At 71.1% G+C, this 15,201-nt stretch carries 13 protein-coding genes; 3 read left to right on the forward strand and 10 right to left on the reverse strand.

Features of this window, described 5'->3' with window-relative positions; genetic code table 11:
- The first annotated feature begins 59 nt into the window (after window positions 1–59).
- Entirely contained in the window at window positions 60–668 is a 609-nt protein-coding gene (locus ACYVAQ_RS16780; RefSeq protein ID WP_460791554.1) for a hypothetical protein, read from the forward strand.
- On the opposite strand, the gene ACYVAQ_RS16785 is transcribed toward ACYVAQ_RS16780, so the two are convergent.
- Window positions 645–1,718: an amidohydrolase family protein gene (locus tag ACYVAQ_RS16785; RefSeq protein WP_460791555.1), complete on the reverse strand. Its 1,074-nt coding sequence runs from the start codon at window positions 1,716–1,718 to the stop codon at window positions 645–647. The two genes, ACYVAQ_RS16780 and ACYVAQ_RS16785, sit on opposite strands and share 24 nt — an antisense overlap.
- A 62-nt stretch (window positions 1,719–1,780) precedes the next feature.
- On the opposite strand from ACYVAQ_RS16785, the gene ACYVAQ_RS16790 reads away from it, so the two are divergent.
- The gene (locus tag ACYVAQ_RS16790; RefSeq protein ID WP_460791556.1) at window positions 1,781–2,662 is read left to right on the forward strand and encodes a VanW family protein; all 882 of its coding nucleotides are present in this window, start codon (window positions 1,781–1,783) and stop codon (window positions 2,660–2,662) included.
- Window positions 2,663–2,677: 15 nt separating this feature from the next.
- Here ACYVAQ_RS16790 and ACYVAQ_RS16795 read toward each other — a convergent pair whose 3' ends face one another.
- The 9 genes from ACYVAQ_RS16795 to ACYVAQ_RS16835 form a co-directional block, all read right to left on the reverse strand.
- The gene (locus ACYVAQ_RS16795; RefSeq protein WP_460791557.1) at window positions 2,678–3,046 is read right to left on the reverse strand and encodes an NYN domain-containing protein; all 369 of its coding nucleotides are present in this window, start codon (window positions 3,044–3,046) and stop codon (window positions 2,678–2,680) included.
- A gap of 5 nt (window positions 3,047–3,051) precedes the next feature.
- Window positions 3,052–4,629 (reverse strand): signal recognition particle protein, encoded by a 1,578-nt coding sequence (gene ffh, locus ACYVAQ_RS16800; protein ID WP_460791558.1) that lies wholly within the window; start codon window positions 4,627–4,629, stop codon window positions 3,052–3,054.
- 66 nt (window positions 4,630–4,695) lie between these two features.
- Window positions 4,696–6,927, reverse strand: a complete 2,232-nt coding sequence (locus tag ACYVAQ_RS16805; protein WP_460791559.1) for a [protein-PII] uridylyltransferase — start codon at window positions 6,925–6,927, stop codon at window positions 4,696–4,698.
- Window positions 6,927–8,210: an ammonium transporter gene (locus ACYVAQ_RS16810; protein ID WP_460791560.1), complete on the reverse strand. Its 1,284-nt coding sequence runs from the start codon at window positions 8,208–8,210 to the stop codon at window positions 6,927–6,929. Before ACYVAQ_RS16810 ends, ACYVAQ_RS16805 begins: the two co-directional genes overlap by 1 nt.
- A 79-nt stretch (window positions 8,211–8,289) precedes the next feature.
- Complete coding sequence (locus ACYVAQ_RS16815; RefSeq protein ID WP_460791561.1) at window positions 8,290–8,628, reverse strand: P-II family nitrogen regulator; 339 nt, start codon at window positions 8,626–8,628, stop codon at window positions 8,290–8,292.
- Complete coding sequence (locus ACYVAQ_RS16820; RefSeq protein ID WP_460791562.1) at window positions 8,625–9,941, reverse strand: ammonium transporter; 1,317 nt, start codon at window positions 9,939–9,941, stop codon at window positions 8,625–8,627. The genes ACYVAQ_RS16815 and ACYVAQ_RS16820 overlap by 4 nt, the downstream gene beginning before the upstream one ends.
- Window positions 9,942–10,082: 141 nt before the next feature.
- Window positions 10,083–11,225 carry a signal recognition particle-docking protein FtsY gene (ftsY, locus tag ACYVAQ_RS16825; protein WP_460791563.1) on the reverse strand — a complete coding sequence of 381 codons (1,143 nt, stop codon included), beginning with the start codon at window positions 11,223–11,225 and terminating at the stop codon, window positions 10,083–10,085.
- A gap of 12 nt (window positions 11,226–11,237) precedes the next feature.
- Complete coding sequence (locus ACYVAQ_RS16830) at window positions 11,238–11,960, reverse strand: glycosyltransferase family A protein (RefSeq protein WP_460791564.1); 723 nt, start codon at window positions 11,958–11,960, stop codon at window positions 11,238–11,240.
- Window positions 11,957–12,991, reverse strand: a complete 1,035-nt coding sequence (locus ACYVAQ_RS16835) for a hypothetical protein (RefSeq protein ID WP_460791565.1) — start codon at window positions 12,989–12,991, stop codon at window positions 11,957–11,959. Before ACYVAQ_RS16835 ends, ACYVAQ_RS16830 begins: the two co-directional genes overlap by 4 nt.
- Window positions 12,992–13,111: 120 nt before the next feature.
- Between ACYVAQ_RS16835 and ACYVAQ_RS16840 the strand changes: the two genes are divergently transcribed.
- Window positions 13,112–15,178: a phosphoadenylyl-sulfate reductase gene (locus tag ACYVAQ_RS16840; protein ID WP_460791566.1), complete on the forward strand. Its 2,067-nt coding sequence runs from the start codon at window positions 13,112–13,114 to the stop codon at window positions 15,176–15,178.
- The last annotated feature ends 23 nt before the right edge of the window (window positions 15,179–15,201 follow it).

The raw sequence follows: 15,201 nt of genomic DNA on the forward strand, positions 1-15,201 counted from the left end.
GACCGCTCCGCGGGCGACCATCGGAGCGGCACGAAGCCGAGCCTGCGAAGGAGCCCAGGATGCCCGTACGTCGTACCTCGGTGGCCGTCGCCGCCATCGCCGCAGCGGGCCTGGTGCCTGCGCTCGGCCAGTCCGCCATCGCCTCCGGCCACGGTCACGCCGCCGGGCAGACGCGGCAGCTGCACCACCAGGTCTCCGGCCTCGACCGCCGGCTCGCCCGGGTCGAGGCCTCGCACGCGCTGGCCGCGCTCGCCGACGACACCGAGCAGGCGGTCGACGCGAACATCGAGAACGACCGCGCCATCCTCGCGACGCTCGACGACTCGGTCGACGCGATGACCCCAGCCGACGCGAAGGCTGCCCGCCGCCAGCTGCGGGCCTTCCACGTCGACAACTACGTACGGGTCGTGGCCATCCTGCGCCGGGCCGAGGGCCTCGTCGCGGGCGCCGCCACGGTCCCCGCCGCACAGGCCGCGCTGGACCAGGCCGTCGCGACCGCGCTGGGGATCACCGCGTCCAGCCCGCGCTCCGCGACCCGGGACGCCCGCGACAGCCTGGACGAGGCCGACCAGGACATCGACGACGACTCCTCGACCGACGGCACCGACGACTCTACGGACGGCACCGGCACGTCCGACGACGGCTCAGGCGACGACACGACCCCGTAGCACCACGGCGCTCGGCTCGAGCAGCACGCTCAGGTCGGCGATGGGATCGCGCGGGTACACCACGAAGTCCGCGGGGTCGCCCTCGTCGAGCCCCGGGTTCCAACCCAGCCACGCCCGACCCCGCCACGAGGCGGCGCCCAGGACGTAGTCGTTGGGCAGCCCCATCGCGGCCATCGCCCGGATCTCCTCGTGGAGGACGCCGTGCCGCTGGCTGCCACCGCCGTCACTGCCCACGAACATCGGGACGCCGGCGTCGTAGGCGTTCATCAGGACGTCGCGACGGGTCTCGTGCAGGGCCAGCATCCGGTCGGCGTACGCCGGGAACTTCTCGCGCCCCGCCGACGCGAAGCCCGGGAACTTGTCGGTCTGCAGCACGGTCGGGACCAGCGCGACCCCACCCCGCACCATCTGCTCGATGTGGTGCGAGCCGAGGCCGGTGCCGTGCTCGATGCAGTCGATGCCCGCATCCAGCAGCGGCCCGACCGCGTCCGGTCCGAAGCAGTGCGCCGTGACCTTGGCACCGTAGGCGTGAGCGACCCCGATCGCCGCCGCGACCGCGTCGGCCGGGAAGGACGGCGTCAGGTCGCCCTCCTCGCGGGAGATCCAGTCCCCCACGAGCTTGACCCACCCGTCGCCGTCGAGCGCCTGCTCCCCGACCGTGTCGGCCAGCGCGTCCGGCTCGACCTCGACGCCGTAGCTCCGGAGGTAGCGCTGGGTCCGGGCGACGTGGCGACCGCAGCGGATCAGCCGCGGCAGGTCCTCGCGCTCGTGCACCCACCGGGTGTCGGCCGGCGACCCGCAGTCCCGGGTCAGCAGCACGCCCGTGTCCCGATCGAGGATCGAGGTCCGCTCGATCTCCTCGTCGGAGACCGCGCCCCCGTCCTCGAGGCCCAGGTGGTTGTGGGCGTCGACCAGGCCCGGGACGATCCAGCCCTGCGCGACGGTCTCGGCGCCGGCCGGGCGTTCGTAGGTGACGACGCCGTCGACGACGTACAGCTCACGGCTCTCGCCGTCGGGCAGGACCGGTCCGGTGAATCGCAGCGCCGTCACGACGACGAACCTAGCCGGGCGCGTCGCGCAACCGAACCACCGGCACGTGCGTCTTCCCAGACATGACCACCCTGACCCTTCCTGCGGCCACCACCTCGGCGGGACTGACGATCCCGGACCGCGTGACCGGTCGCCCACGCCTGTCCGAGCGGCACCCCGCGCTCTACCCCGCCGCCGTCCGCGTCCACCAGCTGCGCCGTCACCTGCGCTGGGCCACCTCCGACGCGACCTGGGCGGCGAGCCGCACCGACGAGGACCTGCCGCTCCGCCTCCTGAAGCACGCCTCGCTGCTGATGCGCGAGCTGTCGGACGACGAGATGGTGCTGCAGCGCAACAAGGTCACCAACCTGCGCCTCGCCTCGGCCCGCACCGACCGCGTCCTGATCCGGCCCGGGGAGACGTTCTCGTTCAACAAGGTGGTCGGCAACTGCACCCGCCGCAAGGGGTACGTCGAGGGCATGCGGCTCTCGAACGGCAGGGCGATCGCCGGCGTGGGTGGTGGGATCTGCCAGCTCGCCAACCTGCTGCACTGGATGTTCCTGCACAGCCCGCTGACGGTCGTGGAGCGCTCAGAGCACTCCTTCGACCCGTTCCCGGACAAGGGCCGGGTGCTGCCGTGGGGCGTGGGCTGCTCGATCGTCTACAACTACGTCGACCTCGTGGTCCGCAACGACACCGACCACACCTTCGAGCTGCGCACCCGGGTGGACGAGCGGCACCTCCGCGGTGAGCTGCGCGCCGACACCGCGACCGAGCACTCCTATCGGGTCGAGGCCCGCGACGAGGCGTTCCTGCGGCACGAGGGCCGGGTCTACCGGCGCAACGAGATCTGGCGCACCGTGATCTCGCGCCGGACCGGGGACGTCGTCGGCGAGGAGCTCCTCAAGACCAACTGCGCGCTGGTGAAGTACCTGCCTGCCGAGGACCTCATCATCGACGTCTGAGCTCAGAGACGGCCGCTACAGACGGTCGAGCAGCCAGCTCGGCGAGAGCGTCGTGGCACCGACTCCGTGGACCCGCGCGTCCAGGGCCCGGTCGGCCGTGACGACCACGACCCGGCCACCCTTCTCGGCGGCCACGCGGGCCTGCTCGACGATCGTCGCGTCGCCGTCCTTCGGCGCGTGCACCGTCCGGACGTGGGCGTCCCGGCCGGCCCTGACCGCGCCCTTGGCCTGCCCCTCGAGGACGAGCACCACGACGTCGTACTCGATGTCGGCGACGAGCAGGGCGTCGTGCAACCGGCGCGCAGCGCCCGCGCGGTCCTTCCACCACCCGTCGGGGCGCGCACCGACGACATTGGCGCCGTCGACGATCAAGGTGGAGCCCACGAGGACTACTTCAGGAACTTCGAGAAGTCCTTGGGGAGCTCGAGGTTGGCCGCGGCCGCCTCGTAGTCGATGTCCTGGCCGATCCCGAACGGGTTGGCAGCGGGACGCTCGGCCGCCTTCTGCTGGGCCGCCGCGGCCTCCTGGGCGGCCTTGGCCGGGTTGCCGGAGCGGCGCTTGCCGCCCTTGCCCTGCTGCTTCGCCTTCTGCTTCGCGGAGACGCGCTTGCCGCCGCCGGCACCACCCATGCCGGGCATGCCCGGCATTCCGGGCATCCCGCCGCCGCGCGCCATCTGCATCATCATCTTGCGCGCCTCGAAGAAGCGGTCGACCAGGCCGTTGACGTCGGAGACCTGGCGTCCGGAACCCTTCGCGATGCGGGCGCGCCGCGAGCCGTCGATGATCTTCGGGTTCGCGCGCTCGGCCGGCGTCATCGAGCGGATGATCGCCTCGACGCGGTCGATCTCGCGCTCGTCGAAGTTCTCCAGCTGCTCGCGGATCTGGCCCATTCCGGGCAGCATCCCGAGGATCTTCTGCATCGAGCCGAGCTTGCGCAGCTGCTGCATCTGCTCGAGGAAGTCGTCGAGGGTGAACTCGCCGCCCTGGCCGGTCAGCTTCTGCGCGGCCTTGAGCGCCTGCTCCTGGTCGAAGGCCTTCTCGGCCTGCTCGATCAGGGTCATCATGTCGCCCATGTCGAGGATGCGCGACGCCATCCGGTCGGGGTGGAAGACGTCGAAGTCCTCGAGCTTCTCACCGGTCGACGCGAACATCACCGGGCGGCCCGTGACCTGGCGGATCGACAGCGCGGCACCACCGCGGGCGTCGCCGTCGAGCTTGGTGAGGACGACGCCGTCGTACCCGACGCCGTCGAGGAAGGCCTGCGCCGTCGTGAGCGCGTCCTGACCGATCATCGCGTCGACGACGAAGAGGACCTCGTCGGGCGAGACCACGTCGCGGATCGCCGCGGCCTGGCCCATCATCTCGGTGTCGACGCCCAGGCGACCGGCGGTGTCGACGATGACGACGTCGTACAGCTTGCGCTTGGCCTCCTCCACCGACTCGCGGGCGACGGCCACCGGGTCGCCGACGCCGTTGCCCGGCTCCGGCGCGAAGACGGGTACGCCGGCGCGCTCGCCGTTGACCTGCAGCTGGTTGACCGCGTTCGGGCGCTGGAGGTCGCAGGCGACGAGCAGGGGCGACTTGCCCTGCTCCTTGAGCCAGCGCGCGAGCTTCGCGGCGAGCGTGGTCTTGCCGGCACCCTGGAGGCCGGCGAGCATGATGACGGTCGGGCCGGTCTTGGCGTAGCGCAGCCGGCGCGTCTCGCCGCCGAGGATGGTGACGAGCTCCTCGTTGACGATCTTGACGATCTGCTGCGCCGGGTTCAGCGCGCCGGAGACCTCCTCGGAGCGGGCGCGCTCCTTGACCGCCGCGACGAAGTCCTTGACCACCGGCAGCGCGACGTCCGCCTCCAGCAGCGCGATGCGGATCTCGCGTGCGGTGGCGTCGATGTCGGCTTCGGACAGCCGTCCCTTGCCGCGGAGGTTCTTGAACGTCGCGGAGAGGCGGTCGGAGAGTGTGGCGAACAAGGTGAGATGTCCTCAGTCGTCGTACGGCGGGCAAACGGCGGGCAACTCGACGAGTTTACGGGGCGATCAGTCGGTCGCCGTCAATCGCTCCCTGATCGCGTACGCCGCCGAGGCCGCCCGGGTCTCCGAGAGGGCACCGGCGGAGGCCTCCTGCACGTAGAACACGTCCACCGCCTGCGGGCCGAGCGTGGAGACGTGGGCGGAGCGCACCGAGATGCCGAGCTCGGCCAGCGCGGAGCAGACCAGGTAGACGACGCCGAGCTGGTCGGCCGTGCGGACCTCGATCACCGTCGCCTGCTCGCTGGCCTCGGGGCGTACGACGACCGTGGGGGCCAGCGTCGCCCCCGACCCCGCGCGCGGCGCCAGCCGCCGGGCCGGGTCGACGCGCCCCTCGACGATGCTGTCGAAGCGGTCCTGGAGCGCACCGGGCTCGAGGTGGTCCTCGGCGACGTCCCAGACCGACACGGCGTACTCCTCCGGCGACCAGATCCGGGCCGCGCGCACCCGGATCCGGTGCAGCGCGAACACCGCGGCGACGTCGGCGAGCAGCCCGATCCGGTCCTTCGACACCACGGTGACCCGCGCGCCGTCGCCGGCCGGCTCGACCGTGATCGACATGCCGCGCTTGCGCGCGGCCGCGGGGATCTCGATCTCCTCCACGGCCATCGCGGGGGGGACGCTCCCCTGCTCCAGGACCGCGGTCGCCCGCCGGGCGAGGTCGTGGACCAGGCCGGACCGCCAGGCGGTCCAGGCCTGGGGCGAGGCCGCCTTGGCGTCGGCCTCCGTCAGCGCGGCGAGCAGGGCGATGGCCTCCGGCGTGCGCAGGCGCTCGGTGATGGCCTCGACGGTGGCCGGGTCGTCGGGGTCGCGCGTGGTGGCGACCTGGGCCAGCAGGAGGTGCCAGCGCACGAGCTCGCCGATGAGCTCGACCTCGTCGGGCCCGAAGCCCATCCGGGTGGCGATGCCTCGGGCGATCGGGGCGCCGGCGACGCTGTGCTCGGTGACGCCGCCCTTGCCGATGTCGTGGAGCAGCGCGGCGACGAGCAGGACGTCCGGCCGGGACACCGAGCGGATCAGCGAGGCCGCCTCGATGCAGGTCTCGACCACGTGCCGGTCGACGGTGAAGCGGTGGATGACCGAGGCGTGCGGGAGCAACCGGATCCGCTCCCACTCGGGCAGGATCGCGGCGAGCGCGCCGGTCTCCTCGAGCGTCTCCCAGACCGGCAGCAGGCCGCGGCCGGCGCTGAGCAGCCGGACGAACTCGTGCCGCGCCTCGGCGGGCCACGGATCGGGCAGCGGAGCGGCCTCCGCGGCGAGCCGTGCCGCGGTCGGCGGCGCGAGCACCGCGTCGCGGGTCGCCGCCTCGGCGGCCGCGCGCAGCAGCAGCACCGGGTCGCGGGAGGGCTGGGCGCCCGCCGCGAGGGTGATCTCCCCGCGCGACAGGGCGACGCCGGGCGCGACCGGAGAGAGCTCCGGACGGCGCGAGGCGCCGGCGCGCCCCCTCCTCAGCACGTCGTCGGTACGCCGCCACGCCAGCCGCGAGAGGTGGGTGATCCGCCTGCCGAGCTCACGCACGTAGCGCTGCGCGGCTGCCTGGTCGGGCAGCTCGAGCAGCTCGGCGAGGCCCGCCCAGCACTCCGGCGTCACGCGGTCCGAGCTGCGGCCGACGACGGCGTGCAGCGCGTCGCGGACGTCGAGCAGCTGGCCCCGGCAGCGCTGCAGGTCGGCCGCGGGCACGTCGACCAGCCAGGTCGCGACCAGGCTGTTGAGCACCGTCGCGTCGCGCAGCCCGCCCTCGGACTCCTTGAGGTCCGGCACCGAGAGGTGCGCGAGCTCGCCGACCCGGGCGTGCCGGGCCTTCGTCAGCTCCTCGAGCGCGGGCAGTCGCTCGCGAGCCTCGCGCCGCCACTGCGCGAGCAGCAGGGACCGGGCCCGCAGGGTCAGGTTGGGGTCACCGGCGACGTGCCGGATGTCGAGCAGCCCGGTGGCGACCCGCAGGTCGTCCTGCGCGGCAGCGAGCATCTCGGGCAGCCGGCGTACCGAGTGGTCGATCTGCTGGCCGGAGTCCCACAGCGGGTACCACAGCGACGAGCCGAGCTCGTTGAACGCAGCGGCCTCCGCGCTCTCGTCGGCGACCAGCACGACGTCGAGGTCGGAGTACGGCGCCAGCTCGCCTCGTCCGTAGCCGCCCACCGCCACCAGTGCGAACCCGGTGTCGGGCCCTCCCGCCTGCTCGTAGGCGGAGATGCAGAGCTGGTCGGCGAGCTCGGTGCGCTCGAGGCGGTCGGCAGCGGTCATCAGCCGTGCAGTCCCCCGCTGGTGAAGTGCGGACGCGCGCTCGCGGCGTGCAGGTCGTAGGCCGCCTCGGCATGGATGACCAGGTCGACGCCGGCCACCTCGTGCTCGCCGTCGATCCGGAAGCCGATGGTGCGCTCCAGCAACCAGACGATGATCCCGGTGGCGACGAAGGAGTAGGCCAGGGCGGCACCGGCCGCCACGACCTGCTTGACCAGCTGGTCCGCGCCGCCGCCGTAGAACAGGCCGTCCAGACCGGCGACCCGCCTTTCCGCGAGCAGTCCGATCAGGATCGTGCCGACCAGGCCGCCGACCAGGTGGACACCCACGACGTCCAGCGAGTCGTCGTACCCGAAGCGGTACTTGAGGCCGACCGCGATCGCGCAGACGGTGCCGGCGACCAGGCCCACCGCCATCGCACCGAGCGGCGTGACGTAGCCGCAGGCCGGGGTGATCGCGACCAGGCCGCCCACCGCCCCCGATGCCGCGCCGAAGGAGGTGGCGTGGCCGTCGCGCCACCGCTCGATGCCGAGCCAGGCCAGCAGACCGGTGCAGCCCGCGAGCAGGGTGTTGACGAAGACGATGGCCGCCGTGTTGTTGGCGGCCAGTGCCGAGCCGGAGTTGAAGCCGAACCAGCCGAACCAGAGCAGGCCCGCGCCGATCATGACGAGGGTGAGGTTGTGCGGCTTCATGGGGTCGCGCCCGAAGCCGACGCGCTGCCCGAGGACGAGCGCCGCGGCCAGCCCGGCGGCGCCGGAGTTGATCTCGACCGCCGTACCGCCGGCGAAGTCGAGGGCGTGCAGCTTCGCGGTCATCCAGCCGCTGCCGGCAGCGAAGATCCAGTGCGCCACCGGCGCGTAGACCACCAGGGTCCAGATGCCGCAGAAGATCAGCCAGGTGCCGAACCGGGTGCGGTCCGCGATCGCGCCAGCGATGAGCGCCACCGTGACCACGCCGAACAGGCCCTGGAACATGGCGAAGAGGGTCGAGGGGTACGACGCCCCCTCGACCGGGTCGAGCATCCCCTTGAACGCGAAGAACTGGGTCGGGTCACCGATCAGACCTCCGCCGACGTCCTTGCCGAACGCCAGCGAGTAGCCAACCAGCACCCACACGACGGTCACCACGGCGAGGGCACCGAACACCATCATCATCATGTTCAGCACGCTCTTGGCGCGCACCATGCCGCCGTAGAAGAAGGCCAGGCCGGGCACCATCAGGAGCACCAGCGCGCTCGCGGCCAGCATCCAGGCGGTGTCGCCAGCAGCCACTCCGGGATTCGTCATGCGCAAACCCTGTGCGAGTCCTGTTACGGGCATGTAACAGGACTCGCACAGGGGTGTTAGCAAGTCCGGCGTGCTCCGGTCAGAGCGCAGCCGAGTCGGTGTCGCCGGTGCGGACCCGGACGACGGTCTCGATCGGGCTGACCCAGACCTTGCCGTCGCCGATCCGGCCGGTCTGCGCGGTCTTGACGATCAGGCCGACGATGTCCTCGGCGTCCTGGTCGTCGACCACGATCTCGATCCGGATCTTGGGGACGAGCGCGATGTCGTACTCGGCGCCCCGGTAGACCTCGGTGTGGCCCTTCTGACGGCCGTAGCCGCTGACCTCGCTGACCGTCATACCGGTCACGCCGAAGGTCTCGAGAGCCTCCCGGACGTCTTCCCACTTGTGCGGCTTGATGACTGCGGTGACGAGCTTCATGCGAGGATCCCCGATCCGGCTGCGATGTCGTAGGCGGACTCACCGTGCTGGTCGCCGTCGATGCCCTCGACCTCGGCCTCTTCGGTGATGCGCCATCCCAGAGTGTATTTGATGAGCAGGCCCAGCACGGCGGTGACGACACCGGACACGACCAGCGTGAACAGAACTCCCGCGCCCTGGTGGCCGAGCAGCGTCAGGTTGCCCCCGTGGAACAGGCCGTTCATCAGGTTGCCGTTCTGGTCGGTGAACAACCCGTCGGCTCCCTGCGGCGAGCCGGTGCGCGTGCCGACGAAGCCGATGGCGAGGGCGCCGAAGATGCCGCCGGTGAGGTGCACGCCGACCACGTCGAGCGAGTCGTCCAGGCCGACCTTGTACTTCAGGTTCACCGCCAGGGCGCAGAGCACACCGGCTCCGACGCCGATGATCAGCGCGCCGTTGATGTCGACCGCACCACAGGACGGGGTGATCGCGACGAGGCCCGCGACGACGCCGGAGGCGGCGCCGAGCGAGGTGGCCTTGCCGTGCAGGAGGCGCTCGACCACGAGCCAGGCGAGCATCGCCGCCATGGTGGCGAGCGTGGTGTTCATGAACGTCGCACCGGTCTCGGACTGGAACTGCGCGGCGAACTTCGCCGGGTCCTTGAGGGAGTCCGCGGTGAAGACGATCGAGCCGACGTTGAAGCCGTACCAGCCGAACCACAGCAGACCGGCGCCGATCATGGTGAGCGTCAGGTTGTGCGGCCTCATCGGGTCCTTGTTGAAGCCGATCCGCTTGCCGATGATCAGCGCGAGGACACCGCCGGCGATACCGGCGTTGATGTGGACGACCGTGCCACCGGCGTAGTCGAGGTTCGGGAAGTGCTTGTACAGCCAGCCACCGGCCCACACGTTGTGGGCGATCGGGAAGTAGGCCAGCGTCACCCACCCGACGATGAAGACGATCCAGGAGGAGATCTTCACGCGGTCGGCGATCGAGCCGGAGATCAGCGCGGCCGTGATCGCGGCGAAGGTCAGCTGGAACAGCACGTAGATGTAGTTGCCAGCAGAGACTCCGTGCAGCTCCCACATCGAGAAGGGGCTCGCGATCAGCTTGCCGTTCAGGTTGCCGATGCCGTCGCCACCCCACCCCATCGACCAGCCCCAGAGCACGAAGACGATGCCGATGACGCCCATGGCGAGGTACGACATCATCATCATGTTGAGCACGCTCTTCGCGCGGGTCATACCGCCGTAGAACAGTGCCAGTGCGGGCGTGGTCATCATGAGGACGAGGGCCGTAGCCACGATCATCCAGGCGTAATAGCCGTTGTCCATGGGACCTCCACTTTCAGCTGCGGCAAGGTTTGCCGCCGTTGCGCCAACAGTGAAGGCGTGAGGTTTCGCGTCAGGCAGTGACTTGTTTCGGTGAAGAAACGTCTGTGGGCCTTTGTTACGCGCCGGTTAACCGGCCACGGCTCACCCCAGGAGCGCGTCGACGAAGGCGGCCGGGTCGAACGGCGCCAGGTCGTCCGGGCCCTCGCCCAGGCCCACCAGCTTGACCGGTACGCCGAGCTGGCGCTGGACCGCGACGACGATGCCGCCCTTCGCGGAGCCGTCGAGCTTGGTCAGGGCGATGCCGGTGACGTCGACGACCTCGGAGAAGACCTTGGCCTGGACCAGGCCGTTCTGGCCGGTGGTGGCGTCGAGGACGAGCAGCACCTCGGTGACCGGGGTCTGCTTCTCGATGACCCGCTTGACCTTGCCCAGCTCGTCCATCAGGCCGGCCTTGTTCTGCAGCCGGCCGGCGGTGTCGACGATGACCGTGTCGGCGCCGGTGTCGATGCCCTCCTTGACCGCCTCGAACGCGACGCTGGCGGGGTCGGTGCCCTCCGGCCCGCGGACGACGTCGACGCCGACCCGCTCGCCCCAGGTGGACAGCTGCTCGGCGGCGGCCGCGCGGAAGGTGTCGGCGGCGCCCAGCACGGTCGTGCGGTCCTCGGAGACGAGGATCCGGGCGAGCTTGCCGCAGGTGGTGGTCTTGCCGGTGCCGTTGACGCCGACCATGAGCACGACGCCGGGCTTGCCGTCGGCGCCGCTGACCCGCAGCGCGCGGTCCGTGTCGGGGCCGACCAGGGCGATCAGCTCCTCGCGCAGCACGTCGCGCGGGCTGGCGTTGCCGCCCTCGACCCGCAGGCGGGTGCGCAGCTTCTCGACGAGCTCCTGGGTGGGCGCGACGCCGAGGTCGGCACCGATGAGGAGGTCCTCGATGGCCTCCCAGGTGTCCTCGTCCAGCTGGTCGCGGCTGAGCAGGCCGAGCAGGCCCTTGCCGAGCGTGCCGGAGCCGGCCAGGCGCGCGCGGAGGCGCTGCAGGCGGCTGCCGACCTTCTCCGGCTTCTCCAGCTCGGGAGCGGCCGGCTCCTCGACCTCGGGCTCCTCGACCGCGGTCGGCTCCTCGGTGGGCGCCTCGACCGACGGCACCCCCACCCGCGTGCCGGGCACCGGGGTGAGCGTCGACGAGGGCGGGGGCGTCCTCCGGCGTACCGCCGTCGTGACGAAGCCGACGATCGCGAGGACGCCGACGACGGCGATCCCGATGACGAGGTAGAGCCATTCAGCCATGGCGCTATCCAATCAGCCCGACGGCTGCTCCCCCCAACTGTGCAGCGCGCTCGGCCACGGGATCGTGGACGCCGCCTGCGCCAGCGTGAGCTGGGAGGTCGACCGACGCCGCTTGAAGTGGATGGTGTCCTCCACGACCCGGTGGACACAGCCGGCCTCGACGGTGGCCAGGTTCCAGCTCCAGTCGACGTAGGCGTAGCCCACGGCGAGGTCGCGCGCCGGGTAGGGATACGCCAGGTGCAGCGCCCGGGAGGCCATGCAGAGCTGGTCCCACGGGTTGGCGACGCGGAGGAACGCTCCGGCGTAGAAGTCCGGGTCGTCCTGGTCCGCGATGAAGAACAGGTTGGACTGGCCCTCGAAGAACCAGTTGAGCGCCGGGTGGGCGACGACGCGGTCGGGGTCGGCCCGGCACACGTCGTACGCCGCTGTGAGCCAGTTCTCGCTCCAGAGGTCGTCGCCGTCCAGGAAGGCGACGTACTCGCCCTCGGCGAGCCCGATCGCCTCGTTGCGCACGATGCCGTGGTCGCCGAGGTCGAGCACCTCGACCCGAGCCCGGTCGCGCACGACCTCCGCGGTCGCGAGGGTGGCGTCGTCGGGGCGGTCGAGCATCACGACGAAGTCGACGGTGAGCCCCGCGGCCCGCGCGTGGTCGGCCGCGGCGAGCATGCTGCGCCAGGAGGTGACGAGGAGCTCGCCCTCGTTGTGCCCGGTCATCACCGCCGTGATGTCGGTCATGCGCCCTCGTCCCTGCGTCGCTGGGCCTCGACGAAGCCGGCGAGACCCACCTTCTCCCCGTCGACGCGGCCCGCCACCGTCATGGTGTTGGCGAGGGGGCGGCCGTAGCGCGCGAGCATCCGGGTGCCGAGGACGTTCTCGAGCACGACCACGCGGCCGGGGCGTACGCCGCGGACCAGGTCGAGCACGACCTGGACCCGCTGCCGCGGACCCAGCCGGTCGAGGAAGGGGCGCAGGTCGACGGCGTGGGGTGCCGCGGACGCGGCGGCGTCGGTGCAGGCGACCTCGAGGACCAGGCCCGGGAGGTCGACACCGGCGGCCGAGCCGTCGTCGGGGAGGAACACGACCGCGTCGGCCTGCCCGACCGGGAGGGAGCGGCGCAGGTCCTCGGCGGCGGCGACGGTCAGCGAGTCCCAGTGCAGGTGCGGGGGCCAGCTCGCGGTCCGCATCGCCAGCGGCGCCTCGCCGATGGCGGGCTCGATCGCGACAGCCCGCGCCACCAGGTCGGCCACGGGACCGGACGCCAGCCGCTCGACCTTGGCCGCGACCGCGGCGATCCCCTCCTCCAGCCACGAGGTGGTGCGCAGGTCGAACTCGCCGGCGCGGTGCAGCATCCCGGTCAGCAGCACCGGGTCCTGCCGCTCGCGTGCCCGCTCCGGCACCCGCGCCCCGTAGCTCTGCACGTACGCCGTGGGCCGCCGGTCCAGCCGGTAGCAGCCGTCGGTCGCGTAGTCGACGAACGCCCACCGGTCGTCGCGGAGCTCGGGGTGGTGGGCACGGTAGTGCGCGTCGTCGTACAGCGGCGTGGGGACGATCCGGCGCTCGACCCCGACCGCGAGCCAGTGCTCGAACGGGTCCCCCTCGACCGGCACGGCCGCCGCCGCGGCTGCCGCGCAGTAGAACGCCGGCTGGAACAGCGCGGTCACGCGGGCGCCCGCCGCCTTGCCCTCGGCGCGGAAGTGCGCCAGCACCTCGGCCGGGCTCGCGAGCGGATCGGTGCCCGTCTGGGCGGCGTAGAACCGCGGGTGCACGAGGGCGTGGAGAAGGGATGTGACGGTCGTCCTACGACGTGCGGGCAACCATCTCATCGGGCGCCGATGCTAGCATCGGGTCGCCTTTCCCACCGTCGAAGCACCCACGGGAGCAACCTCTTGGATTACAGCGATGCGCTGAGCAGCACGCTTGCGCTCCTCCAAGAGATCGAACGCGACTGGAGCCCGGCCACGTTGGCCAACGCCTTCGGTCCCGAGGCGATGGTGATGACCGACCTCATCGCGCGGCACGGCCTCGACATCGAGGTGTTCAGCCTCGACACCGGCCGGCTCCCCGAGGAGACCCACGCGCTCGCACAGAACGTGCACCGGCGGTACGGCGGCATCATCACGATGGTCAGCCCCGACCCGACCGAGGTCGCCGACTGGGTGCGCGAGAACGGGCAGAACGGCTTCTACGAGAGCGTCGAGAACCGCGAGGGCTGCTGCGGCGTCCGCAAGGTCCGACCGCTGTCGCGCCAGCTCGAGGGCAAGCGGGCGTGGATCGCCGGCCTGCGCCGCGAGCAGAGCGCGACGCGGCGCAACCTCGAGGTGTCGTCGTACGACGAGGGCCACGGGCTGCAGAAGTTCCTGCCGATGCTGGACTGGACCAAGGACCAGGTCTGGGCCTACATCAAGGACCACCGCGTGCCGGTCAACGCGCTGCACTCGAAGGGCTACACCAGCATCGGCTGCGCGCCCTGCACCCGGGCGATCTCGCCCGGCGAGGACGAGCGCGCCGGCCGCTGGTGGTGGGAGGTCGACACCGTCAAGGAGTGCGGCATCCACATCAACCCGCTCACCGGGAAGTTCGAGCGGGTCAAGAGCGGCGACGTCCCCCGGATCGACACGCTCGTCACCGAGACTGGACCGAAGGAGCCGCAGGAGGCCACTCCGGCCCCGGTGGCCACCACCACGACCAAGCAGGCGCAGCCCGATGCTGCACCGACCATGGAAACACCGAACGAAGGGAAGGCAATGCGGGCACTGATCCTCGGAGGGGACGGCTTCTGCGGATGGCCGACCGCGTTGCACCTGTCTGCGCAGGGCTACGAGGTCGCGATCGTGGACAACCTCTCGCGTCGCAACATCGACACCGAGCTCGAGGTCTCCTCGCTCACGCCGATCCGCCCGATGGGCGAGCGGCTGAAGGCGTGGAAGGAGGTCTCGGGCAAGGACATCTCGTTCCACAACTTCAACGTGGCCGAGAACTACCACCGCCTGCTCACCCTCATCGAGGACTTCGAGCCGGACGCGATCGTGCACTTCGCCGAGCAGCGGGCCGCTCCGTACTCGATGAAGTCGAGCTACCACAAGCGCTACACGGTCTCGAACAACCTCAACGCGACCAACAACGTGCTGGCGGCGGTCGTCGAGTCCGGCAAGGACATCCACGTCGTCCACCTCGGCACGATGGGCGTCTACGGCTACGGCACCGCGGGCATGCAGATCCCCGAGGGCTACCTGACCGTCCAGGTCGACGCCGGCGAGAACGGCCTCGTCGAGCAGGAGATCCTGTACCCGGCCAACCCGGGCTCGATCTACCACCTCACCAAGACCCAGGACCAGCTCCTCTTCGCCTACTACGCGAAGAACGACCACATCCGGGCCACCGACCTGCACCAGGGCATCGTGTGGGGCACCCAGACCACGGAGACCAAGCTGGACGAGCGGCTGATCAACCGCTTCGACTACGACGGCGACTACGGCACGGTCCTCAACCGCTTCCTCATGCAGGCCGCGATCAACTACCCGCTGACGGTGCACGGCACCGGCGGCCAGACCCGTGCCTTCATCCACATCCAGGACACGGTCAAGTGCATCCAGATCGCCATCGAGAACCCGCCCGCGAAGGGTGACCGCGTCTCGGTGTTCAACCAGATGACCGAGACCCACCGGGTCCGCGACCTGGCCAAGATGATCTCGGACCGCACGGGTGTCGAGATCGCGAAGCTGCCGAACCCGCGCAACGAGGCCGACGAGAACGAGCTGCACGTCGCGAACGACCGCTTCCTGCACCTCGGCCTCGACCCCATCACCCTGTCGCAGGGCCTGATGGAGGAGGTCACCGAGATCACCCGGAAGTACGCCGACCGCTGCGACCTCGCCAAGATCCCCGCCCTCTCGGCGTGGAACAAGGAGCACCAGCACGAGGCCCCGCCGGTGCCGGAGTCGGCCACCGTCTGACGCCGGCAACCCACGCAGCCACG

This window comes from Nocardioides maradonensis, assembly GCF_054777115.1.